General features: G+C 47.0%; 24 protein-coding genes. 5 read left to right on the top strand and 19 right to left on the bottom strand.

From position 1 onward, the window contains the following. Nucleotides 1–27: 27 nt before the first annotated feature. Both G392_RS13550 and lepA read right to left on the bottom strand, forming a co-directional pair. The gene (locus G392_RS13550; protein WP_156900803.1) at nucleotides 28–888 is read right to left on the bottom strand and encodes a hypothetical protein; all 861 of its coding nucleotides are present in this window, start codon (nucleotides 886–888) and stop codon (nucleotides 28–30) included. Between the two features lie 39 nt (nucleotides 889–927). Continuing rightward, nucleotides 928–2,721, bottom strand: coding sequence for a translation elongation factor 4 (lepA, locus tag G392_RS0104785; protein WP_027009312.1), 1,794 nt, complete (start codon nucleotides 2,719–2,721; stop codon nucleotides 928–930). Between the two features lie 127 nt (nucleotides 2,722–2,848). Between lepA and G392_RS0104795 the strand changes: the two genes are divergently transcribed. Together G392_RS0104795 and G392_RS0104800 are read left to right on the top strand one after the other, a co-directional pair. Further along, nucleotides 2,849–3,355, top strand: coding sequence for a hypothetical protein (locus G392_RS0104795; RefSeq protein WP_027009313.1), 507 nt, complete (start codon nucleotides 2,849–2,851; stop codon nucleotides 3,353–3,355). 70 nt (nucleotides 3,356–3,425) lie between these two features. Beyond that, nucleotides 3,426–3,935, top strand: coding sequence for a hypothetical protein (locus tag G392_RS0104800; protein WP_027009314.1), 510 nt, complete (start codon nucleotides 3,426–3,428; stop codon nucleotides 3,933–3,935). A 253-nt stretch (nucleotides 3,936–4,188) separates the two neighbouring features. Here G392_RS0104800 and G392_RS0104810 read toward each other — a convergent pair whose 3' ends face one another. From G392_RS0104810 to pilM, 10 genes are all read right to left on the bottom strand, one after another. Continuing rightward, nucleotides 4,189–4,434: a glutaredoxin family protein gene (locus G392_RS0104810; protein ID WP_027009315.1), complete on the bottom strand. Its 246-nt coding sequence runs from the start codon at nucleotides 4,432–4,434 to the stop codon at nucleotides 4,189–4,191. A gap of 61 nt (nucleotides 4,435–4,495) precedes the next feature. Further along, nucleotides 4,496–5,110 carry a peptidylprolyl isomerase gene (locus G392_RS0104815; RefSeq protein ID WP_084165926.1) on the bottom strand — a complete coding sequence of 205 codons (615 nt, stop codon included), beginning with the start codon at nucleotides 5,108–5,110 and terminating at the stop codon, nucleotides 4,496–4,498. Further along, nucleotides 5,107–5,559 carry a ProQ/FINO family protein gene (locus tag G392_RS0104820; RefSeq protein ID WP_027009317.1) on the bottom strand — a complete coding sequence of 151 codons (453 nt, stop codon included), beginning with the start codon at nucleotides 5,557–5,559 and terminating at the stop codon, nucleotides 5,107–5,109. Before G392_RS0104820 ends, G392_RS0104815 begins: the two co-directional genes overlap by 4 nt. Nucleotides 5,560–5,600: 41 nt before the next feature. Next, entirely contained in the window at nucleotides 5,601–6,671 is a 1,071-nt protein-coding gene (gene aroB / locus G392_RS0104825) for a 3-dehydroquinate synthase (RefSeq protein WP_027009318.1), read from the bottom strand. Between the two features lies 1 nt (nucleotide 6,672). Further along, a complete protein-coding gene (locus G392_RS0104830; protein ID WP_376986721.1) occupies nucleotides 6,673–7,197 on the bottom strand; it encodes a shikimate kinase in 525 nt (174 codons plus the stop codon). Between the two features lie 166 nt (nucleotides 7,198–7,363). Continuing rightward, nucleotides 7,364–9,511 carry a type IV pilus secretin PilQ gene (locus G392_RS0104835; protein WP_027009320.1) on the bottom strand — a complete coding sequence of 716 codons (2,148 nt, stop codon included), beginning with the start codon at nucleotides 9,509–9,511 and terminating at the stop codon, nucleotides 7,364–7,366. Between the two features lie 28 nt (nucleotides 9,512–9,539). Next, complete coding sequence (locus G392_RS0104840) at nucleotides 9,540–10,073, bottom strand: pilus assembly protein PilP (protein ID WP_027009321.1); 534 nt, start codon at nucleotides 10,071–10,073, stop codon at nucleotides 9,540–9,542. Between the two features lie 16 nt (nucleotides 10,074–10,089). After that, entirely contained in the window at nucleotides 10,090–10,722 is a 633-nt protein-coding gene (locus G392_RS0104845) for a type IV pilus inner membrane component PilO (RefSeq protein ID WP_027009322.1), read from the bottom strand. Between the two features lie 23 nt (nucleotides 10,723–10,745). Further along, complete coding sequence (locus G392_RS0104850) at nucleotides 10,746–11,411, bottom strand: PilN domain-containing protein (protein WP_027009323.1); 666 nt, start codon at nucleotides 11,409–11,411, stop codon at nucleotides 10,746–10,748. Between the two features lies 1 nt (nucleotide 11,412). Then, nucleotides 11,413–12,465, bottom strand: coding sequence for a type IV pilus biogenesis protein PilM (pilM, locus tag G392_RS0104855; protein ID WP_245571929.1), 1,053 nt, complete (start codon nucleotides 12,463–12,465; stop codon nucleotides 11,413–11,415). Between the two features lie 214 nt (nucleotides 12,466–12,679). Here pilM and G392_RS12160 point away from each other — a divergent pair, with 214 nt between their 5' ends. Then, nucleotides 12,680–14,947 carry a penicillin-binding protein 1A gene (locus G392_RS12160; RefSeq protein WP_084165927.1) on the top strand — a complete coding sequence of 756 codons (2,268 nt, stop codon included), beginning with the start codon at nucleotides 12,680–12,682 and terminating at the stop codon, nucleotides 14,945–14,947. A gap of 53 nt (nucleotides 14,948–15,000) precedes the next feature. Here the strand turns inward: G392_RS12160 and clpP are convergent, their stop codons facing one another. Together clpP and tig are read right to left on the bottom strand one after the other, a co-directional pair. Then, the gene (clpP, locus tag G392_RS0104865; protein WP_027009325.1) at nucleotides 15,001–15,639 is read right to left on the bottom strand and encodes an ATP-dependent Clp endopeptidase proteolytic subunit ClpP; all 639 of its coding nucleotides are present in this window, start codon (nucleotides 15,637–15,639) and stop codon (nucleotides 15,001–15,003) included. A 71-nt stretch (nucleotides 15,640–15,710) separates the two neighbouring features. Next, the gene (gene tig, locus G392_RS0104870) at nucleotides 15,711–17,018 is read right to left on the bottom strand and encodes a trigger factor (RefSeq protein ID WP_027009326.1); all 1,308 of its coding nucleotides are present in this window, start codon (nucleotides 17,016–17,018) and stop codon (nucleotides 15,711–15,713) included. A gap of 174 nt (nucleotides 17,019–17,192) precedes the next feature. Between tig and G392_RS0104875 the strand changes: the two genes are divergently transcribed. Then, on the top strand, nucleotides 17,193–18,038 hold the full coding sequence (locus G392_RS0104875) for a 23S rRNA (adenine(2030)-N(6))-methyltransferase RlmJ (protein WP_027009327.1): 846 nt from the start codon (nucleotides 17,193–17,195) through the stop codon (nucleotides 18,036–18,038). A gap of 12 nt (nucleotides 18,039–18,050) precedes the next feature. Further along, a complete protein-coding gene (locus tag G392_RS0104880) occupies nucleotides 18,051–19,022 on the top strand; it encodes a class 1 fructose-bisphosphatase (RefSeq protein ID WP_027009328.1) in 972 nt (323 codons plus the stop codon). Between the two features lie 33 nt (nucleotides 19,023–19,055). On the opposite strand, the gene G392_RS0104885 is transcribed toward G392_RS0104880, so the two are convergent. The 5 genes from G392_RS0104885 to G392_RS0104905 all read right to left on the bottom strand — a co-directional run bounded on the left by G392_RS0104885 (nucleotide 19,056) and on the right by G392_RS0104905 (nucleotide 24,222). Further along, nucleotides 19,056–19,631 (bottom strand): sugar transferase, encoded by a 576-nt coding sequence (locus G392_RS0104885; RefSeq protein WP_051255592.1) that lies wholly within the window; start codon nucleotides 19,629–19,631, stop codon nucleotides 19,056–19,058. A 99-nt stretch (nucleotides 19,632–19,730) separates the two neighbouring features. Beyond that, nucleotides 19,731–20,858, bottom strand: coding sequence for a non-hydrolyzing UDP-N-acetylglucosamine 2-epimerase (wecB, locus tag G392_RS0104890; protein WP_027009330.1), 1,128 nt, complete (start codon nucleotides 20,856–20,858; stop codon nucleotides 19,731–19,733). A gap of 37 nt (nucleotides 20,859–20,895) precedes the next feature. Beyond that, entirely contained in the window at nucleotides 20,896–22,074 is a 1,179-nt protein-coding gene (locus tag G392_RS0104895) for a glycosyltransferase family protein (RefSeq protein WP_027009331.1), read from the bottom strand. Between the two features lie 22 nt (nucleotides 22,075–22,096). Further along, nucleotides 22,097–23,059 carry a hypothetical protein gene (locus G392_RS0104900; RefSeq protein WP_027009332.1) on the bottom strand — a complete coding sequence of 321 codons (963 nt, stop codon included), beginning with the start codon at nucleotides 23,057–23,059 and terminating at the stop codon, nucleotides 22,097–22,099. Between the two features lie 257 nt (nucleotides 23,060–23,316). Then, nucleotides 23,317–24,222 (bottom strand): glycosyltransferase family 2 protein, encoded by a 906-nt coding sequence (locus tag G392_RS0104905; RefSeq protein WP_027009333.1) that lies wholly within the window; start codon nucleotides 24,220–24,222, stop codon nucleotides 23,317–23,319. Nucleotides 24,223–24,245 lie beyond the last annotated feature (23 nt).

Below are 24,245 nucleotides of genomic sequence, written 5' to 3' on the forward strand. Positions count from 1 at the left end.
TTTTTGTTTCAGGCAGCCGAAATATACTTATCTTTTTCTTCTAAACATCTCATCAAGCGGGTCTTCTGCTTGATTACCCCATACCTTATGTGCCAATGGATGCATTTCTATTGCTTCTTTACTATTCAAACGAATATTAGGATTGTCGTTTATTTTTTGAGTTAAATAATAAAACGCACTATTAGCCAAAACATCTGCAATCAATGTAACATCACTTATATCTGTACAAATATCAAGATTTAATTCATCTTCATCAAATTGAAAATTGTCTGATTCAGGCATCGTAACAGTAGTAGTGAATATAAAGGTCTCTATTTTATCCGTTTCAAGATTTTTCTTCTTATAGATTTCTTCTTTTTGCCTAGTTGTTAATAAATAGTGATTATTTTTGATTTCCCGTTCAAAATCTTTGACTTCTCCTTTATTTAATTTGTCTGAAACAATCAACATATTTACTTTTCTGACGGTTTCAATCTCTGTTTTTATAAATGCTAATGCTTTTAATATTATTGAGTAAAACAGTTTAGTATGAATTTTTTCTTTTTTAGGACTATCATCATTTTTATAAAATTCATACATACCTTGAACAGAAATAGCGTTATATAGCCATGAGAGATCGTTACATTCAAATATTTCAAATACTTTATTTCTTAATCTGTTTTGCTCATCTCTGGATAAATCAGTAATATGAATTTTATCATCATCATTTTTACGGAATTCTGCAAAAAAAGGTTTAGCAGCTTCTTTAGCTTTTTCAACCGTTGAGAATGGTAAAAAATATCCAGCAACCAATCCAAATTCACCTGGAAATTTTTCTTGATTTTTGGCATATCCCAAAAAACCAGATTCATCAATAACAAAAATGCAATCTATTGAGTTTTCATTCATTTTAAATCTCCTTTCTTGCTTTTCAACCTGCCTGAAACCTTACTTATCCCCCACCTGCAAAATCGCCAAAAACGCGCTTTGCGGAATTTCCACATTGCCCACTTGTTTCATGCGTTTTTTACCGGCTTTTTGTTTTTCCAGCAGTTTTTTCTTGCGCGTGATGTCGCCACCATAGCATTTCGCCAACACGTTTTTACGCAGGGCTTTGACGTTTTCGCGGGCGATAATCTGGCTGCCGATGGACGCTTGCACCGCAATATCAAACATTTGGCGCGGAATCAGTTCGCGCATTTTCGCCGCCAGTTCGCGCCCGCGATGCACGGAGCTTTGACGGTGCACAATCAGGCTCAAAGCGTCCACTTTTTCGCCGTTCACCATAATGTCCAGTTTAATCAAATCGGCAGGACGGAACTCTTTAAACTCATAATCCAACGAAGCGTAGCCGCGTGATGTGGATTTGAGTTTGTCAAAAAAATCCATCACCACTTCGTTCATCGGCAAATCGTAGGTCAGCATCACCTGCCGCCCCAGATACTGCATATTCACCTGCACGCCGCGTTTTTGGTTGCACAGGGTCATCACGTTGCCGACATAATCCTGCGGCACCAGAATGGTGGCGGTAATCACCGGTTCCAAAATGGTTTCAATCGTGCCGATGTCGGGCAGTTTGGACGGATTTTCCACTTCCAGTTCTTCGCCGTTTTTCATGATGACACGGTAAACCACAGTCGGCGCGGTGGTAATCAAATCCATATCAAATTCGCGTTCCAGCCGCTCCTGCACGATTTCCAAGTGCAGCAAGCCCAAAAAGCCGCAACGGAAGCCGAAGCCCAAGGCTTGCGATACTTCGGGTTCAAATTTCAATGAAGCATCATTGAGTTGCAGTTTTTCCAGCGCATCGCGCAGGGCTTCGTAGTCGTGGCTTTCCACAGGATAAAGTCCGGCAAAAACTTGGCTTTGCACTTCTTTAAAGCCCGCCAAAGGTTCGGCGGCGGGATTTTGCGCCAGCGTTACCGTGTCGCCCACTTTCGCCTGTCCCAATTCTTTCACGCCGGTAATCAGAAAGCCGACTTCGCCCGCGCTTAATTCTTGTTTATTCACGGATTTCGGGGTGAACACGCCCAGCTGTTCCACTTGCGTTTCGGCTTTGGTTGCCATAAAGCGCACTTTGTCTTTGAGTTTGAGCGTGCCGTTTTTGACACGAATCAGCATCACCACGCCGACATAGTTGTCAAACCACGAATCGATGATGACTGCCTGAAGCGGCGCATCAGGGTCGCCCTGCGGGGCGGGGATTTTGGCAACGATTTCTTCCAACACGTCTTCCACGCCCATGCCGCTTTTGGCGGAACACGTTACCGCGCCCACCGCGTCAATGCCGATAATGTCTTCAATTTCTTGGGCAACGCGGTCGGGGTCGGCGGCGGGCAGGTCGATTTTGTTCAATACGGGAACGACTTCCACGCCCAAATCGATGGCGGTGTAGCAGTTGGCAACGGTTTGCGCTTCCACGCCCTGCGATGCATCCACCACCAGCAATGCGCCTTCGCAGGCAGACAGCGAGCGCGACACTTCGTAAGAAAAATCAACGTGTCCGGGCGTGTCAATCAGGTTGAGGCGGTAGGTTTCGCCGTTGCGGGCGGTGTAGTTCAGGGCGGCGGTTTGGGCTTTGATGGTGATGCCGCGTTCTTTTTCAATATCCATTGAATCAAGAACTTGCGTACTCATTTCGCGCAAATCCAAGCCGCCGCAATATTGAATGAAGCGGTCGGCAAGGGTGGATTTACCGTGGTCGATGTGGGCGATGATGGAGAAGTTGCGGATATTTTTCATAATGCTCGGCGGCAGACAATCAGGCAAAACACGTTATTTTAACGGAAAAGGGGCAAGGCTGCCTGAAAAATTGCGGCGCGGCGGCATCAGGGCGATAATGCGGTTTTTCATCAGTCGGAGCAAAATCATGTTGGGATATTTTTGGCGGCTTATCTTGAAATTATTGCGGATATTTTCGGAGCTGACGGCTTGGGTGCTGTGCGTGTGGCTGATGAATACGGCGTTCAGCCTGATGACGGTGCGGCATTTTTCGGCGGGCGATGTGCCTGACCGCTATTTTCCCGTGCTGGTTCAGGACGAACAAGCGCAATTTTATGTAAAAGATTGGGAACGCTTGTCAAACCAAGGGCATCAGCCCGTGCGCGATGAGGTAAAACTTCGTCTCGGAGAGGATTACGCACACTTGCGCCAAATCGGTGCGGATACTTACGAGCTTTACGCCGATTTGGACACCGCCATGATTACCACGCGCTACCGCATTGATAAGGGGCGCGTTGAACCGCTTTATTCCCGCACGCATTCCGATGTGATAATCTTTTTTGTCGCTTTTATTTCTGCGTTTCCCTTGTGGGCTTCGCTGCGTTGGCTGCTGCCTTGGATTTGGCGAAAACGGCGGCGCGTTCAGGCAGTCTGAACACGCGCCATCTGTCCGCAAACGTTATTTCCAAACAAGCATTTTCCCTTTTTTATTTTATGGAATTAAAATGAAAAAATTCTGTTTATACCCATCTGCTGCGGTTTTGTCGGGCGTTTTGGCTTTGTCTGCACCTGCCGTTGCCAAAGAAACGGCTTTGGAGCATTTTTTACAAAAACACGTTCAAAACCAATTGGAAACGTGTTTGAACGGCATCGGAAAAGTGCAAAAAATCCAGAACCGTCATTTTGTGGTGTATACCGCCGCAGGTTCTTACGATGCCGATAATCGTGATTTCCCGTGTTTGGGCAACGCCACTTGGGACAATTTGGCAGAATTAAAATACCAAAACGGGCGTTATACCGTTGTCAATTTGGATTTATTGGACAAATTGGGCGACCAACGCGATTTTGCCTATATTGAAAACGTCCATATTCGCAACGGCATTGCTACGTTGGACACTTTATCCTATGGCAAGCGCGACCTTCCGCACCGTCCGCGCGACAAACACCAATGGAAAATCCGTTTGTCGGATATGAAAGTATTAAGCAAAAAATTTACGGGACGTGCGCCCGAATAAATATTCGGCAAACGCGGGCTGACTAGGGCGTGTCATCATTTAAATTTTTATACTGAAAATTCAGTGCAATATAAAAAATCCTTTATTCCCGTGAATGCGGGAATCCACCTTCTGATGCTTGGCAAGCCATATTTTATCAAGGTTTCTCGTGCTTCGACTTGGATTCCCGCCTGCGCGGGAATGACGGTGTGGCGTTTTTTCGGTTAATTGATGACACGCCCAAAAACATTTTCGGGCAGCTTTTTATCGTTTTTCAGGCTGCCTGAAACCCGTCCAAATACGCCTGCAATTTACCCTCGTCCAAATGCCAATGACAAATTTCCGTGTCGCCGTGCAGCAACACGGGAACGAGTTCGTTATACTTGGCTTCCAAATCGGGAAAATCATCAATTTCAACAATTTCCAATTCAAAGCCGTAACGCGCCTGCCACGGCGCAAGCGCATCGCGCATTTGGTGGCACAGGCTGCAATATTCGCGGAACATCAGGGTTAGTTTCATCGGTTTGCTTTCTCAAATGTTTTCAGGCAGCCGCAAAACGCAGGCTGCCTGAAACGTCAAATTATTTGTCGCTGACGATTTGCACGCGGTTAATCACCACAGGTTCAAGCGGCACGTCTTGATGTCCGGCGCGGTTGCCGGTGCGGACTTTGGCGATTTTCTGCACCACGTCCATGCCTTCCACCACTTTGCCGAACACGGTGTAGCCGTAGCCTTGCGCGGTTTTGCCCGTGTGGTTGAGAAAGGCATTGTCGGCAACGTTGATGAAAAACTGGCTGGTGGCGGAATGTGGGTCGGCGGTACGCGCCATCGCCACCGTGCCGGTGTGGTTTTTCAAGCCGTTATCGGCTTCGTTGGGGACGGGGTCGGCGGTGGGTTTTTGCACCATGTCGGCGGTAAAACCGCCGCCCTGCACCATAAAGCCGTCAATCACGCGGTGAAACACCGTGCCGTTGTAGAAACCCTGTTCGGCGTATTGCTTGAAATTGGCAACGGTTTGCGGGGCTTTTTGTCCGTCCAGCAGCAGCACCACCCTGCCCTGATTGGTGTCCATCACCACTTTGGTTTGCACGGCGGAAGCGGTTTCGGCGGCGGGTTTGTCGGCTTGCGGCAACGATGCGCCGCCGCAGGCAGCCAGCACCAAAGCGAAAGCGGCGGTTTTCAAAAACGGTTTCATGATGCGGTTTCCTCCTGAGGGGTGTCGTCTGCGGCGGGCGCGGGATTGGCGCGGGCGGTTTTGCGTTCGGCGGCTTCGGCGCGGCGCGCGTCCTGACGCTCAATCGCCTCGCGGATACCGGGCTGCTCCAGCGCAAACGCCTGTTCTTCGGGCGTTACTTCGCCTTGAAAACGGTTGTTCAGATTGAAACGCTTGCCGCCGCGTGCCACCGATTTGACGTAACGCGGACGGCGGCAGTGGTTGGACAACACGCGGTTGATGATTTTCGGGTCAAACTGCGGCAGCGCCTGCACCAATTCCTGCTCGATGCCCACCGCCAAAGGCTTGAAACGGTTGAACACATCGTATTTGGCGTAAATGTGTTCCGCCACCATGTCTGCCTGACGGCGTTTGCTCATGGTTTGCACCGCCTGTTTCAGGGCTTCGCCCAAAGCTGTTTGATTGCTCATCAAATATTCCTTCTTGATGAAAACGGTTTGTGTGAAAAAACTTATGCGGACAACACCTGCCGCAGCAGGTTTTCATCGTCCAAAACGCTGACTTGCGCTTCCCCCAAACGGCGCAGGGTAACAAAACGCATTTGTCCGTTTTGCACTTTTTTGTCGTGGCGCATGTGTGCCAGCCAGCGTTCAAAGGGAAATTCGGGCGGAACGACCGGCAAAGCCGCCGCCCGCAACAGCGCGGACACGCGGGCGACTTCACCGGCATTCAGGCAGCCTTGCACGCGCGACAATTCCGCCGCCAGCACCATGCCCGCCGCCACCGCTTCGCCGTGCAGCCAGTTGCCGTAGCCCATTTCCGCTTCAATGGCGTGCCCGAAAGTGTGTCCCAAATTCAAATGGGCGCGAATGCCCTGCTCGGTTTCGTCCTGCGCCACGATATCGGCTTTCATTTGGCAGCAGTGCGCCACCGTTTGTGCCAACAAATCCGCATCTTGGCGCATGATGCCGCCGATATTTTCTTCCAACCACGCCAAAAACGCCGCATCGCCCAGCAGCGCGTATTTGACCACTTCCGCCATGCCTGCGGAAAATTCGCGTTCGGGCAGCGTGGTCAGCGTGTCCAAATCGGCGATGACGGCTTGCGGCTGGTAAAACGCGCCAATCATGTTTTTGCCGAGCGGGTGGTTTACTGCCGTTTTGCCGCCGACTGAGGAATCCACTTGGCTCAGCAGCGTGGTGGGAATCTGAATCAAAGGCACGCCGCGCTGATAAGTCGCCGCCGCAAAACCCGCCGTGTCGCCAATCACGCCGCCGCCCAACGCCACCACCGCCGTTTTGCGGTCGGCGCGGTGCGCCAGCAGCGCATCGTAAATCTGCAACAAAGACTGATGGTTTTTGTGCGCTTCGCCGTCTGCCAACACGATGGAAAACGTTTCCACGCCGTTGTCGCGCAACAATTTTTCCAGCGCACCGGCATACAGCGCGGACACGGTGGTGTTGGTAACGATGGCGGCTTTTTTGCCGATGTGCGGCGCAAACAAGGAAAAATCCGCCAACAAGCCTTTGCCGATGTGTATCGGATAGGCGTGGGACGGCGTGCGAACCTGCAAAGTCTGCATCTCAATGACTTCCCGAAAGCAATTCGATTAATTGTTTAAAAGTGGAAAAATAAGTCTCATCGCCGACATCCAGCACACAGTGCGCCACACTGCGGTAAAGCGGGTCGCGCGCGCGGTAGAGCTCGTGCAAACGGCGCAAAGGGTCGTCCACCTGCAACAGGGGGCGGTTGCGGTCGTGGCGGGTGCGCTCAAACAGCACTTCGGGCGCAACGTGCAGATAAACCACCGTGCCACGCGTGTGCAGACATTCGCGGTTTTCCGCCCGCAACACCGCGCCGCCGCCCGTTGCCAGCACAATGCCCTGCAAACGGGTCAGCTCGTCAATCGCCTGACGCTCGCGCTCGCGGAAACCGCTCTCGCCTTCCAGCTCAAAAATGGTTGGCACGGACACGCCCGTACGTTCGCAGATGACTTGGTCGCTGTCGTAAAACGTCCGCGCCAGCCGCGCCGCCAACTGCCGACCCAAGCTGGTTTTGCCCGCCCCCATCAAGCCGACGAAAAAAATATTGCCTGCCATATCATTCATGGCAGGCATTTTAGCGCAAACACTGCAAATGGCGAATACTATTTTACAGATTGAGGGCATGTCATCAATTCGCCGAAAAAGCACCATACCGTCATTCCCGCCTGTGCGGGAATGACGGCTTTTTCTATTTGAATGATTTTTTCAGCAGAAAAGTTTCAAACACGCCCTAGTAACGCATCACATTGCTTTCGCCACCCATAATGCGCGGGGTGATGAAGAACAGCAATTCGTTGCGCGAGTGGTTGCGACCGCGTGATTTGAACAGGTTGCCCACCACCGGCAAATCACCCAATACGGGCACTTTGCTGACGGTGTGGTCAAACACTTCCTGATACACGCCGCCGACCACCAAAGTGCCGCCGTCTTCAATCATCGCTTGGGTTTTCACCTCACGCTTGGCGATGGCAGGTTCGCCGTTGATGTTGCGCAAAGAACGGTCCACGTCGTTTTTGCTCACCAACACGTCCAAAATCACTTTGCTGTCGGGGGTGATGCGCGGGGTAACTTTCAGCGTCAGCGCCGCCTGTTTGAACGCGGTTTGGTAGCCCGTTGCGGTATGGGTTTGATACGGAATTTCCAAACCTTGTACGATTTCCGCTTCTTTGCCGTCTTGGGTCAGCACGCGCGGGCTGGAAATGGTTTTGGAACGGTTGTCGGTTTCCATTGCCGACAATTCCAAGCCCAATGCGCCCGATGCCACCGAACGCACCAGCGAAATGGTGTTTACCGATGCCGAAGCGGGCAGGTTCACGTTCGGATTGAGCAAGGTGGTGTTCACCGCGCCCAAAGCGGCGTTACGGTTGTTGATGCCCGCGTCCAAAGTGTTGCCGATGGCGGTCGCGCCACGGCGGGCATAACCGAATTTCACGCCCAAATCACGCGACACGCCTTCCGCCGCTTCCACAATCCGCGCTTCGACCATCACCTGACGCGCCGCCACGTCCAATTCGGCAATCAGCGCATCAAATTTTTTCACCACTTTTGCCACATCGGTAACAATCAAAGTGTTGGTTGCGGGGTCAATCATGGCATTGCCGCGCTCGCTCAACATATTGCCGCCACCCTTGCCGTCGCCGCTACCCAGCTTCAAAATGTCGCGGAATTCTTCCACATTTTTGTATTTCAACTGGAAGGTGCGCGAAACCAAAGGCTCGTGTTTTTCTTTTTCCTGCTCGTCTTTCAGGATTTGCTGAACACGTTTTTCCAATTCTTCACGCGGCGCGATGCGGATGATGTTGCCGTTTTGGGCTTTGTCCAAATCATAGGTGTCCAACACCAAATCCAATGCTTGGTCCCAAGGCACGTCTTTGAGCGACAAGGTCATTTTGCCCTGCACTTGGTCGCTGGCAACGATGTTCATGCCCGATTCTTTGGCAAGAATCTGCAAGATGGTGCGCACGTCGATGTTTTGGAAATCCAAAGAAATGCGCTTGCCGGAGAAGTTTTTCTTGGTGTTTTTCGGTTTGAAGCCCGCTTCGCCCAAAGACGCGCTCAATGCGGGCGAAATGCGTACTTCGTTGCGTCCGTGCGCTTGGCGGACGCGGTGGTCCCATTTGCCCTGATTGCGGATGGTGATTTGGGTGTCGTTGCCCAAACGGCGCACCAAGACGTTGCGCACGGGGGTGGAGAATGCGGATACGTCGAGGTTTTTCTGGTCGGACGCTGCCAAGGGATAGTTTTTCAGCGTTATCACCATGCGGTCGCTCAAGATTTTGACTTGCGGCTGACCGTCATAGGCAGACGAGTATTGGACGATGCCGGTTTTGTTCGGGCCGGTAACGAAATTGACGTTCAGGGGCGCGGCACCGCCGAAAGCATCGTTGGCGGGCGCGGCAGACGTGTTGTCGGCGAAGGTTTCATCGGCTTGGGCAGTTTGCTTGCCGCGCTTGCCTTTGCGGGCAGACGGTGCGGGTGCGGCGGGCGCGGACGAGCCGGTGCTTTCGCTGACATACACCCACACTTCATCGCCTTTGACTTCGGTGTCGTACTGACCTTCTTTGCTCAGGCTCAAGGAAATGCGCGCGCGTTCGTTGTCGTCTGCGGCGATGATGTGGTTGAGCAGCGAGTCGTTATACGACAATTGTTTTTGCGGCAATTGGATTTTGGTGCCGGCAAAGTCCAACGCGATGCGCGAGGGCGTGGTGTAAATAAAACCACTGGGCTTGGTAACGTCCCTGTCGAACTTCACCTTAATCACACGCCGTTGGTCGGGCAGAACCGACACGTTGATGTCGGTAATGTTGCCCGCATACGCCGCCTGTACGGCCAAGCTGAGCGCCAGCACCGGAACTGCTTTTTTAAAAGTAAGTTTCATAAATATAACCTCTTTCAATTTAAAAGTATTAGTTATTATTCGCCGCCTTATCGACTTCGGCATCGGCGGCGGGAACCAGCTTGGCTTCGCGCTGCACCCAATTGCCGAACGAATCTTCCACCGTTTCGCTCAAAGTAATCTGGTCTGCGGTAATGCGGACGATGCGCCCGTAGTGCTGCCCCATGTGGTTGCCCGGCTTGACGGTATAAACATGACCGTCCGCCTCAACCAAACCCGACAACACATTGCCACTGCCAATCACCCCGACAAACTTCAATGCGTCCAACTCATAATTTTCCAACACTTCTTTGGGGCGGTTCACATCGGGCGCATTGCCCGCCTGATAAGCGGATTTCATACGCTGAATGCTGAAAGCATGCGGGCTGATGCGCGGCGGCGGCGTATATTCCACCGACTGCACAGGCGCGGGCGGCTGCGGCTTTTGCACCCGCATCTTCGCCTCCTGCTTGGCCTGCTGCATCCAATTTTGCAAATCCTCATGCTCGTCCAAACATCCTGCCAACACCAAAACCAAAGGCATCATCAATAATCTGGCTTTCATTCTTTCCGTCCCGTCCTTACTGTGCTGAAGAAGCGGCGTCGCTTGCCGAAGAAGCTTGTGCGGCATCAATCGCCTTATACGTGCTTGCCACCGCAGTCAATTGCAACTTATTGCCCGTTTTTTTACCCTGCTCGCTGGGTGCTTCATTGATGGTGATGCTCGACAAGGTAACGATTCGCGACATCTTGCCCACATCACGCAAAAACTGCGACAACTGCTCATAATTGCCCACCACCGAAATGGTAAACGGCAAACGCTGGATATTCGCATCCTCGCTGACCAAGGGGCGCGGAATCACCGCACTCATGGTCAGATTGTTTTGCGCCGCCGCCTGATACAGCTCCTGAATCAAGCTGGGGATTTCCGAAGAAGTCGGCAATTTTTTAATCAGATTTTCAATGGACTCCTCAATCATCTTCAGCTCAATCTGCAAATTTTCCAAATTGGCTGCCTGACGGCTTTGGTCCACAAACTGCTCCTTGAGGGTAACCTCCTCATTTTGCGCGTTCTCCAGCGTTTCCCACTGCTCCTTAAACATCAGCATGAAGCCCGCGCCCACCAACAGCGCCGCCACCAACAGCGCGATAAAAAACTGAACCGGCTTGGGCGCCAAATGCAGCTTCTGCATGTCCAAATTGTTCACACTCATCTTTCAACTCCGTCATAAAAAGGTTATTTGGCTTCGGATTGCGACGCGGAAACCGGAGCGGAAGCCTGCTCCGCACCCTGCGCGGGCACAGCAGATTGCGGCGCAACCGAAGGCGGCGGCAGCAGGGCTTGGTCTGCCAGCATCGAACGCAGCACGAATTTTTGCGCGTCTTCCGTTTGCGCGATTTCCACCAGCTCCGGCAAATCAAACATTCCCGTACTGGGCAACGCCGCCATCAGCAAAGCCACCTTATTGTCGCTGAGCGCGCGCCCCTCGATGATGTATTCTTTTTCCTCTGCCGCACCGTTGCCGTCCGTACCCTTGCCTTTTAAAGAAACCAGATACGAACCGTCCGGCACCACCTGATTCAAACTGTCCACAATCCGCGCACCGTCAAAACGCTTGTTGTCCAGCTCCTCCACCTTTTTCTTACGCGCCAGATAACGCTCCTTGTCGGCACGCAGCGTTTGAATCGTTTCGATTTCCTTTTTCAGCCCGTTGATGCCTTCCTGCAAGGCCTGATTGCGGCTGTTTTGATGCTCGATGGCCTTGTCCAACGCCATATACGCTCCCGCACACAACGCCAAGCCCACCACAAAACCGACGCCCAAAATCCCCTGAAACGTTTTCTTTTGTTTCATTTCCCGCAATTCGCGGTAGGGCAGCAGATTGATTTTAATCAAATTCATTTTAGAACAGTCCTCTCAATGCCAAACCGAATGCCGTGGTCAGCCCGTTTGCGTCTTCCTCAAGCTGCTCGTCGCTCACCTTCGCCTTAATGTTTGCCGACAACACAGGCGCCAGCTCCTGTGTCGGAATTTCCGTTTGCAAACGCACCACCTCCACCAAGCCCGAATGCGCGATGCAGCCGCTTCCGCTCAAGAAAATACGCTGAATCGCCGCCTCGCTGTGGCTGCGCGTGGTCATGAAAAACTGCAACACGCGCTGCACTTCCTGTGCCACCTGCATATTGAAGTAGTCGCTCACTTCTACTTTGTATTCGTCCGGACGCGGACGGCGCCCCGCTATCATTTCCAATGCTTCTTCTTCGGTGGTCTGATAGCTGCGCTGAATCAGCTGCACCAACTGGTCCAAGCCGAAATTGCTTTCATGACGGTACAAAATGCGTCCGTTTTCCACCACCAGCGCCTTCATCACCACATCGCCGATGTCGAGCAAAATCACCCGTTCTTGGAAATATTCGTTGCCGTTCATTTCATTGACATAGGCATAAGCGTTGAACAGGGCGAAAATGTCCACATCAACATTGATGGCGGTCAAGCCCACTTCGTCCAGCAAATCCACATAGCGGTCGACGTTTTCGGTTTTGGCGGCAACCATCAGCACGGGCTGTTCGGGGCTGCTGCCCGTGTGCGGCAGCTCCTGCCAATCGTAGCGCATTTCGTCCAAGGCGCCCACGCGCACCACTTCCGATTCGACCAGCTCCTGCAAAGTCAGCTCGCTGTCGGGCGAAAATTGCAGGTTGTCCTCGATGGTGGCAATCGACATCGGCAGTGCCAGATTGACCGAGCCGGATTTGACTTTCAATTTGCCGCAACACTGTTGTAAATGGTATACAAGCGTGTCAAAATTCACAATCTCGCTGCCGGCAACAACATTCTGCGGCAACGGTTCGACGGCGTATTTGTCCACCTGCACCTGATTGCCGCTTTTTGCCGAAAGCTGAATCATCCGGATGTTGTTTTGGCTGATATCCAAACCAATGACGGTTTTTCCCGACATTCCGGAAGCCGTTTTGCCGGAAGATTTTCCAGCCTTATCAGCTTTTTTGCTTGTGTTTTTATCAGTTTTCTTAAAACGCATGATTTAAAATCCTTACCTGACGCATGAAAGCATTTATAATAGCAACGTCCGCAGTCCGTTCCCACGAGTAACAAAAACTGGGCTTATTTTACTTTATTTAAAAAAACTGATGGCAACTTTTTATTAAAAAATCATGATTAAAAATTTCCTTCTCACCATTGTCGGGCTTGTTTTGGGGCTTTTCCTGTTTGCTGTCGGGCTGATTACCGTTGCAGTTTTGGTAACTTACCCCAAACTGCCGGAGCTTGATGCCGTCAAACACTACCAACCCAAAGAACCTTTGACCATTTACTCTTCAGACGGGGTCATCATCGGCACTTACGGCGACGAACGCCGCGCCTTTACGCCCATCGACCAATTTCCGGGCGTGTTGAAAGACGCGGTGATTGCCGCCGAAGACAAGCGTTTTTACGAACACTGGGGGGTGGACGTGGTCGGTGTCGGCAGGGCGATGCTCAGCAATCTGCGCGGCGGACACAAACAAGGTGCCAGCACCATCACCCAACAGGTGGCGCGGAATTTTTACCTGACCAACGAACGGACGCTGACGCGCAAATTCAATGAAGCCCTGCTTGCCTACAAAATCGAGCGCAATCTGACCAAAGACCAGATTTTAGAGCTTTATTTCAACCAAATCTACTTGGGACAACGCGCCTACGGTTTCGCATCGGCGGCGAAAATCTATTTTAACAAACCTGTTCAAGACCTTACTTTGGCTGAAGCCTCCATTTTGGCGGGTTTGCCCAAAGCGCCTTCCACGTTCAATCCGATTGTGAATCCCGACCGCGCCCGTTTGCGCCAAGAGTATATTCTCAACAATATGGTCGAATTGGGCATGATTACGCCGCAACAGCGCAGCGAAGCCTTGGCGGAAGAGCTGCATTATGAGCGTTACCGTTTGCTGATTGACCAAAATTCGCTGTATGTTGCGGAAATGGCACGGCAGACTTTGTACGAGAAATACGGTGAAGACGTGTACACGCAGGGCTTTAAGGTGTACACCACCGTCAGCACGGCGCATCAGAAGGTGGCAACGGCGGCGATGCGTAAGGCATTACGCAATTTCGACCGTGGTTCGTCTTATCGCGGTGCGGAGGAGCAGCTCGATTTGAGCAAGATGGAAGACATGGAAGACGAAATCGAGCAATATCTTTCCAATACTTATACGGTGGAAAATATGGTGCCGGCGGTGATTACGTCCGTCAACAATAAGGGCATCAAAATCCACATGCAGGGCGGTATTCAGGCGGTGCTGACGCTGAACGATTTGGGTATGGCGCGAAATGCCATCGGCAACAAGCGTTTGGGCGACAATGCTTTGAAAGCGGGTTCGGTGATTCGGGTAACGAAGGTTGGCGGCAACCGTTGGACGGTGGTGCAGCAGCCCGCCATTCAGGGGGCGCTGATTTCGATGGAGACGGAAACGGGGGCGATTCGGGCGGTGGTCGGCGGCTACGATTATCATTACAAAACGTTCAACCGCGCCACACAGAGTATCCGCCAGCCGGGTTCGACCTTCAAGCCTTTCGTGTATTCGGCGGCGTTGTCGCGCGGCATGACGCCGTCCACGCTGGTTAATGACGCACCTTTGAACATTCGCGGCTGGCAGCCGAAAAATTCGGACGGTTATTACGCGGGCATGATTCCCCTGCGTTTGGCATTGGCAAAATCGAAAAACACGGTTTCGGTACGCCTTGCCCAAGCGATGGGCGTGGACTATATGCGCAGCTATGCCGAGCGTTTCGGCTTCCGTCCCAACCAATTGCCGCCGTCATTGCCTTTGGCATTGGGTGCAGGCTCGGCAACGCCCCTGCAAATGGCGGAAGGCTATGCGGTGTTTGCCAACGGCGGGTATAAGGTTTCGGGCTATGTGATTGACAAGATTTACGACACCAAAGGCAATTTGCGTGCGGAAATGCATCCTTTGATTGCAGGCAAAAACGCACGGCCGGTGATTGACGCACGCAATGCCGCCGCGATGAATTCCATGCTGCAAGACGTGGTGCGTTCCGGCACGGGGGCGCGGGCAAGTGCATTGGGACGCAGCGACTTGGCAGGCAAAACCGGCACGACCAACGATTTCAAAGACGCATGGTTTGTCGGCTACAATCCGAAAGTGGTAACCGCCGTTTATGTCGGCTACGACAAACCCGCCAGCATGGGACGGCGCGGCTTCGGCGGCACATTGGCACTGCCCATCTGGGTAGACTATATGCGCTTCGCCCTCAAAGGCATGCCGATTCAGAGCTTCAACAAAGGCAGTGGCGGCAGCAAAAAAGACACGGCAGCCGCACCGCCGCCGCGCCCAAAAAAACGCAAAGCCGCCGATGAGGGCAGCGACACCCCGCCGCCACCCAAGCGCAAAACCAAACCCGCCACCGAAGTAACGGGCGAAGATTGACAACAAAAGGGTTTTGGAACACCATTCCAAAACCCTTTTTTTACGCTGAAAATTTAAGACTGCTTGTCTTCCTGCAGCGCATCGGCACGGGTGGAAATCACCTTATCCACCAAGCCGTAATCCGCCGCCTCCTGCGCCGACATAAAATTATCGCGGTCGGTATCGCGCTCAATCCGCGCCAAATCCTGCCCCGTGTGCCGCGCCAACAGCTCGTTCAGCTTGCCTTTCAGCTTCAGCAACTCGCGGGCATGGATTTCAATGTCCGAAGCCTGACCGCCCAAGCCACCGCTAATCAAAGGCTGGTGAATCATCACACGGCTGTGCGGCAAAGCAAAACGCTTGCCTTTCGCACCCGCCGACAACAAAAACGCCCCCATGCTCGCCGCCTGCCCCAAACACAAAGTCTGCACATCGGGCTTGATGAAATTCATCGTGTCGTACACCGACATGCCCGCCGTTACGCTGCCACCGGGGCTGTTGATATAAAAATAAATATCCTTATCGGGATTTTCACTTTCCAAAAACAGCATTTGCGCCACCACCAAATTGGCGGTGTGGTCGTTTACCGGACCAATCAGAAAAATAATCCGTTCCTTAAGCAGGCGCGAATAAATGTCAAACGCACGCTCGCCCCGTCCGCTCTGCTCAATCACGGTCGGAATCAGCGTATTGTTCAAAATATCAGGCATCATCTTGTTTTCCTTATGTATTAAAAAGCACCCAAGCGCAACGCTTCGGTGCTTCCGCAAAACACGTTTGCCAATCAGTTGGCACTCATCAATTCGTCAAACGACACCGAACGCTCGGTAACCTTTGCCAAACCGAATACGAAATCCACCACATTCGCCTCCAATGCCATATTGGTCGGCTCTTTCAAACGCTCGCGGTCGGCAAAATACCAATCCACCACCTCTTGCGGGTCTTCGTAGCTTTCGGCAAACTCCGACACAATCGCCTTAATTTGCGCGTCATCGGGCTGGAGTTTGTGTTCTTTCACCAACACGGGCAAAATCAAGCCCAACGCCACGTTTGCTTGCGCACGTTCTGCAAACATATCGGCAGGCAGGTTCAAATTCGCCGCGTCCAAGCCTTGACGGACGAAGTTTTCGCGCATTTCTTCCGCCAAGCGTTGCGCTTCTTCATCAACCAAAGCGCGGGGCAAAGTCAAAGGCACGTGTTTGTGCAAAGCCGCAAGAACGGTTTCGGTGTTTTTGCCCGCAATCCGGCGTTTGGCCTCGCGGGAAACGTTTTTCAGGATTTCCTCGCGCATTTTGGTCAAATCGCCGTTTTCAATGCCCAATGCTTTGGCAAAATCTTCATTGATTTCGGGCAACTCGGGTTCGGCAACGTTGCTGAGGCTGATGGTGAACACGGCGGTTTTGCCCGCCACGTCTTTGCCGTGATAATCTTCGGGGAAAGTCAGTGAAATTTCTTTGCTTTCGCCTTCTTTCAAGCCGGAGACGCCCGCTTCAAATTCGGGCAGCATTTGTCCTTGTCCCAACACAAAGGGATAGTTTTGCGCCGTACCGCCTTCAAACGGTTCGCCGTCGATTTTGCCTTCAAAATCGATAATCACGCGGTCGCCGTCTTGCGCGGCGCGTTCCACGCGGTTGAAGCGGGTGCGCTGTTTGCGCAGGATTTCAATGGTTTTTTCCACTTCGGCATCGCCCACTTCGGTAACGGCTTTTTCCACTTCCAATGCCGACAAATCGCCGATGTTCACTTCGGGAAAAACTTCAAACACAAATGCTGCTTGAAAATCGGCAGCATCTTCGGCTTGGTCTTCCACGCCGTCCACGCGCAACAGCGCCGCCACGTTCAGCCCATGCTCGGCAACGGCTTCTTGAAAAGCCTGTTGTGCCAATTTGTTCAACACTTCGTTTTGAATGTCGGCACCATACATGGAAGCGACCATTTTCAACGGTGCTTTGCCCGGACGGAAACCGTCGATGCGGACGCGGCGGGCGGTTGCTTTCAAACGTTTGTCGGTTTCGGCGTTGATGTCGCTCCACGCGACCGAAACAACCAATCGGCGTTCCAAATTGTCTAATTGTTCAACAGTTGCGCTCATGGCGACCTTTCTTATCACAAATGTTTGGGGGTTATTTGAAATGCATCAGTTTATCACAATGTTTGACCACAGGCGAGTTCCAAAATGCGTGAAATGCCTGTTTTTGTGCGTCTGCCGTTGCCGCCGCGCTTCAAAAACGGCTAGAATGTCGGTTTTGCCCGCTTTTGCCGCCCCATGCTCAGCTACCGCCACGCCTTTCACGCCGGCAACCACGCCGATGTACTCAAACATTTTGTTTTGTATCTGGTTTTAAGCTATTTCAACCGCAAAGACAAAGCTTATTGGTACATCGACACCCATAGCGGCGCGGGCATGTACGATTTGCGCGGCAGCGAAGCGCAAAAAATCGGCGAACACCTGCACGGCATCGCCCGCTTGCGTGAAGCGGACGGGCTGCCTGAACATTTGGCGGATTTTGTCGCCCATCTGAACGCCGTTTTGCCGGCAACGCATCTCTACTGCGGCTCGCCGTGGCTGGCGCAAAGCCTGATGCGCCCCAGCGACAAACTGCGTCTGTTTGAATTGCACCCGAGCGATTTTACCTTGCTGGACAACAATATGCGCGAAGCCAAATTGGGTCGGCGCGGCATCGTCAAACAAGCGGACGGCTGGCAAGCCCTGCCCGCGCTGCTGCCGCCGCCCACCCGCCGCGCGGTGGTGCTGATTGACCCGCCCTACGAACAAAAACAAGACTATAGCCGCGCCGTCCACGCCTTAAAAGACGCGCAACGGCGTTTCGCACAAGGCTGCTATCTGCTGTGGTATCCCTGTTTGAGCCGCGCCGACAGCCGCCAACTGCCCGACAAACTGCGCCAACTGTCGCCCGAAAATTATTTACGCGCCGAATTGCACGTCCATGCCCCGCGCCAAGACGGTTTCGGCATGCACGGAAGCGGTATGTTTGTGCTGAACCCGCCCTATCTGCTGGCCAAACAACTGTCTGATACCCTGCCCGCTCTGTGCCGCCTGTTGGCGCAAGACGCGCACGCCCGTTTCCAACTTGACCACCAAATCCCCTGACGGAGTACCATCATGACCGATTTAGCCGCATTTTTGCAGCAACACCGCGAGCAACACACCATCGCCGCCGCGCTCACCGACACCGTTGCCACCATTGCCGCCGCCTGCACCGACATCAGCGCCAAAGTGCGTTTGGGCGCATTATCGGGCGTACTCGGCGCGGCGGGAACGGGCAATATTCAAGGCGAAGAACAGAAAAAATTGGACGTGATTGCCAACAATATTTTGATTGACAAGCTGAAACTCAATTCCGCTGTAGCGGGTTTGGCGAGCGAAGAAGAAGACGGCTTTGTCGCCTGCCATGAAGACGGGCGTTATCTGGTTTTGTTTGACCCTTTGGACGGTTCGTCCAATATTGACGTGAATATTTCCATCGGCACGATTTTTTCAGTGCTGGAAAAACCTTCAGGCCGCCTGCAAACCGAGCATTTTCTGCAAGCGGGCAAACAACAAGTGGCGGCGGGTTATGTGCTGTACGGCCCGCAAACCCTGCTGGTGCTGACTTTCAAACACGGCGTGCATCTGTTTACCCTGAATGCCGACAACGTATTTGTTTATCAAAACACATCGCCGCAAATCCTCGAACACACGGCGGAATTTGCCATCAATATGTCCAACCAACGCCATTGGGAAGCCCCCGTGCAACAATACATCGCCGAACTGCTGGCGGGCGAAACGGGCGTGCGCGGCAAAAATTACAATATGCGCTGGGTGGCGAGCATGGTGGCGGAAGTGCATCGGATTTTGATGCGCGGCGGTGTGTTTCTCTACCCCAAAGATGCCCGCGACCCGAACAAACCCGGCAAATTGCGCCTGATGTACGAAGCCAATCCGCTTGCGCTGGTGGTGGAACAAGCGGGCGGCGCAGCACACAACGGCCATCAAAATATGCTGGACATTCAACCGACAGGCTTGCACCAGCGTGTTGCCGTGATGCTCGGCAGCCGTGCCGAAACCGAATATCTGCAAAAATTGCATGGGTAAACAAAAAGCTGCCGTTTCAGGCAGCTTTTTGTTTTATCTCGCACCAAATCCAGTAATAACAGTTTTAATTGTTTTGAAGAAAATTAAAACATCAAGAGAGAAAGAAAAATTCCGAATGTAATATAAATCGTATTCTAGCTTAATTTTACTTTCTTCCACACCCGTTGCATATCCCTGCATGACCTGAGCCCAACCAGATATACCAGGTTTGACAAGATAACGTTGATGATAGTTTGGGATTTCTTGCTCCAATTGTCTTGCAAAATCTACAAACTCGGCACGCGGACCAATTAAACTCATTTCACCCTTCAATACATTTAAAAATTGCGGCAATTCGTCAATTCTTGTCTTTCTAATAAAATTTCCGACCTTGGTAATACGCTCATCATTAAAAGTAGTATATGTAATTATACTATTATTTTGCTCTTTCATACTTCTCAATTTATACATTTTAAATGTATTACCCAAATATCCTTTGCGATTTTGAATATAGAATACATCCCCTCCATCTTCCAATTTTATTAGAATAGCAACAATAAATATGACAAATAAGACTATAGGTAAAAATATTACAGAGAAAATTAAATCTATAATTCTTTTGATATTCATATAAATTTCTGAACTAATACTAATCATAACTATTCAACCTAAATACAGATCTAAACATGTAAATAAAAATGTCTTACACAAAGAAAGCAAAGCTACTAATTACTCAAAAATGTCATTTAAATACTCTAGAATTCTATCGCTTGCCTTACCATCACCATAAGGATTAGTTTGTTTGGCACAATATAACTGATTGTCTGTTAGATACTGTTGAACTATATCGCATATATCATCTTTATTAACCCCAACTAACCTTATAGTACCTGCTTGCAAAGCTTCTATTCTTTCTGTAGTTTTTCGAGTAACTAAAACAGGAATCCCTAAACTAGGAGCCTCTTCCTGAATCCCACCACTATCTGTAATAATTAAATAGCTATTTTTCATAAGAAAAACAAATTCTAAATAAGGCAGAGGGGGGAGTAAACATATATTATTTACATCACCTAAAATTTCACGAACTACATTTTGTACATAAGGATTTAAATGAACAGGATAAACAACATATATATTATGATTGGATAAAGCTATTTGTTTTAAAGCTTGGCATATCTCTATAAAATCCAAACCAAAAGTTTCTCTCCTATGTCCAGTTACTAAAATATAACGACTTTGGAAAACATTATTCAACTTAGGATAAGTATTTACTAATTTTTCCTTAAGTTCTTTCTCATTAGGATAAATAATTTCATTTAATACGAAATATAATGCATCAATTACTGTGTTTCCTGTAATAATAACATTATTTTCCACACCCTCTCTATGAAGATTCTTAGCAGCCTCTGTTGTCGGAGCAAAATGATATTTGGTTAATTTACTAATTAATTGTCGATTGGCTTCTTCTGGCCAAGGATTATATAAATTATAAGTTCTCAATCCAGCTTCTATATGAGCTACTGGTAACTTATGATAAAATGCGGCTAAACTAGTGGCAAATGCCGTTGACGTATCACCGTGTACAAAAACCATATCAAATTTCTCTGCCAATAGAATTTTATCTACTCCTTGCAAAACACTAGATGTTATATCAGATAAACTTTGATTCTGCTTCATAAGCTCCAATTCAAAATCAGGCTTTATACTAAACATGTCTAATACTTGCTGTAGCATCTCTTTATGCTGTCCAGTTGTACAAACTTTGACACAATATCTATTATTCCGTAATTTATTAACTACTGGGATCATTTTGATTGCTTCAGGGCGAGTACCAAAAACAAATAACATTTTTTTCATTTATATTTAACTCCTTAATGAAATAATATAGAAATGGTTAAATAAGATCTTCAATGATTAATTTATTCAGCAAGCTTACTGTTGAGAATTTGTGAATCAACTTATAATTAGGCAAAAAATCACCTGACTCTACAATATCCCGTAAAGAATAATTAAATTCTTTGTTATAATCCATGTATTTTAAAATACCTACATTTTTTAAAAAATCTACAGAAGCTCCCTCATTAGAAATATTTAAAATTGGCAAGTTATATTGTATATAATCTACCACTTTAGAAGATAAAAATAAATTAACTTCTGATGGTGCATCAATATTTACTAAAATATCAATATTATTTTTTATAAACTCTTCAAGTTCAGACTTTCTCATAAATGGCAATATTTTTATATTCTCATTTAAACCAAAATACTCAATTTTATTTTTTAATAAGTTTAACTCTTTATTTTTTAATAAAGTTCCCACTTTGCCAAATCTATGTTTTTCATAATACATATTTCTAACAGCACCTACAAGATATACAGTAAAGTTCTTATTCTCTTGATCAGCTAAATAAGAAAAGAATCTATCTGGATTTCTGCTACCATACAATGATCCTGTATAGGCTAAAGAAATAATTTCCTTACATTTTTTATCCCTATATTCTACATTATCAGAAAGTTCACTTATTTCAAGCGGATTAGGAAAAATTCTAAATTTACTAGATTCAAATCCATTGTGTACATATTTCTCAATGACAAATCTATTTGTATGAGTAAGTATATTAACTTTATCTATTATTTTCTTCTCTATAATAAATAGAATTACTTTCTTTAAAAGAAAGAATTTACTATAATATGGATTAAGATACCCTACATCGCTAAACATTGCAATTTTTTTGGCTTGCGTTTTAAGAAAAAAATGGATTAAATGTAATGCAATTGGTTCTGACCTTGTAATAATAAGATCATATTTATAACTTGAAATATTCAAGTATTTAATTACTCTTTTTATAAAAAATAATTTTTCTATCCCAAAAAGATATTTAATGATTTTATCTAAAAATTCAGGAATTCCGTTTGAAATTACGGTAATATTTTTATATTCAAATTTTTTTGTTGTGATAACCTCTACATCATATCCACAATCAATTAGCCCTTTTAATATTTTTCTAGCTACAATTCCCTCTGGATTATAAGAAGACCAAATCTCTGTTGAGATAAATGCTATTTTTTTCATAATAAAATTACCTTACCTATTATCAACTCTTATCAGTTTTTCTTTTTTCGAAATACTCAGATGTTAACAAGATTCCAATAAGCATAAATATAGTTATCGGGTAGCTAAATCTATTAGTCATAGCCGCAACAAAATCTAATAACAATGTTGAAAACACAAGATATTTAAAATATCTATATATATCAGTTAATTTTTCAAATAAGATTAAAATAAACATAGAATAATACACACTAACACCTAATATACCATAACGAAATAAAGTTGAGAAAAATGCAATTTCAATATAACTATTATCTATAGTCCTAGAAGCAGAAAACCCTATAAATAAATGTACATTTTCGGCTAAAATTACTTTACTAACATAACTTATATCATCTAATCTATTACTAATTGAAGGATTTCCTTCCGAGATTAAAAAAACCGATTCTAATCCATCATATAACGCAGGGATATTGGAAATTACAATATACATAGCATAAAAGAATAATATTGAGAATATTACTATTACACTTAAAGAGCCAATACTTATTCTCCTACAAAAAAAAAGAGTATCAATAAATAACATAAAAAACAACAACACTAATAATAAAATTGATGCTTTAGATGTACTAAGCAATATACTAATAACTAATATTAAAATATATAACAAATATCTTTTTTTCCTTTCTTCCGTAAATCTAATTATTGAAGAAATAATAGCCATTGCATGTAAGACCCCCAATTCTGCAAAATCATAGTATATTCCTGTTGCTCTATTGTATAGCTCATGATTCTGATCAGAATAAAGCTTGTAAAAAATATTCATACCTGCTTTTTCTAAAAAAACTACTATTGAAGACAACACCCCTAAAAGTATTAAAAAATCTAAAAATCTTTTCCGATTAAATTTTTTAATATATAAAATATAGCCTACTAAAATTGATGTGATATTAATTATAGGACGAATAATATCAGTAAAATCTTGTATTACTACAACTTGTCTCATCGAAGCATAAAACAAACTTACTAATATAACTAGTAAATATAGTATATTTATGTATATATATTTAAAAACTCTTCGATTTAACTTAAATAAGCCCCAATTGTTTAATACTATCGATAACAATATTATTACTGTTATCAAATCACTAAATCTTGCTAAAACATATGAATAATAATAAAAATGGGGTTTAATGTAAGCTAATAAAAGTAGAAAATACAGAAAATTAGTTTTTTGAACTTTATTACTAAACATATAATTACTTACCACCATAAGAAGCCATTGAGCCTCTTTATATTCTGATAAAAAATTTTATTAAATAATTTATTCTTATTGACCATCCTTTTGTTAATCTCACTGTATAATTCAGGAACTGCTTTAAATATCCAAAATACTTGCTTAGTTTTGAATACAAGATATATTCCTCTAACGACAACTACAGAGCATACATATCTCCATTTTAAATATCTAATAGATATCTTACAACGATTCAAAAAAGATAAGTAGTAAACATAATTGTTACTATGTCTACCATTTGGAGAGCGTTTATGATAAATGATATTATTTGATAAGTAACGAATCTTATAATTCTTGGCAACTATTCTATATGCTAAATCAATTTCCTCCATACCATATAATCCGAAATCACTTGGATAATATCCTGTCTCACTCAAAATAGATATGCGTAAAGCGTGAGCAGCACCAATAAAAAGATAGGTATCAAAATCTTTACTCATATCTATTAATTTATTTTTATGAGGTATTTCATATTTATTAGCTATACCTGTTTTTATATCTTTAATATAAAAAGCAATAGCACCAATCATTGGATCTTCTTCAAATTTTCGAATACAACTATCTACAATATGATTTATATCTGGAATACGAATATCATCATCTAACATAATCACATATTCTGTTTCTACTAACTGAATAATCTTATTCCTACCAATAGACACTCCATAATTAACTTTATCCCAAATATAAGTTAACTTAATATTTTCACATTCATTTAAAAAATTCAAATCTTTGCAAATATCTAAAGTTTCATTATTATTAATAATAATAAGATCTATTTTAAATTTTACACAAAGTAACTCTTTTATCGTAGACACTAATAAATCAGTTCTCTTATATGTTAAGATACCAATAGAAATCTTTTTATCCATAGTAATCAATAATCCTTATTTAA

Origin of the sequence: Conchiformibius kuhniae DSM 17694, from assembly GCF_000428785.1 — a bacterium.
GTDB lineage: Bacteria > Pseudomonadota > Gammaproteobacteria > Burkholderiales > Neisseriaceae > Conchiformibius > Conchiformibius kuhniae.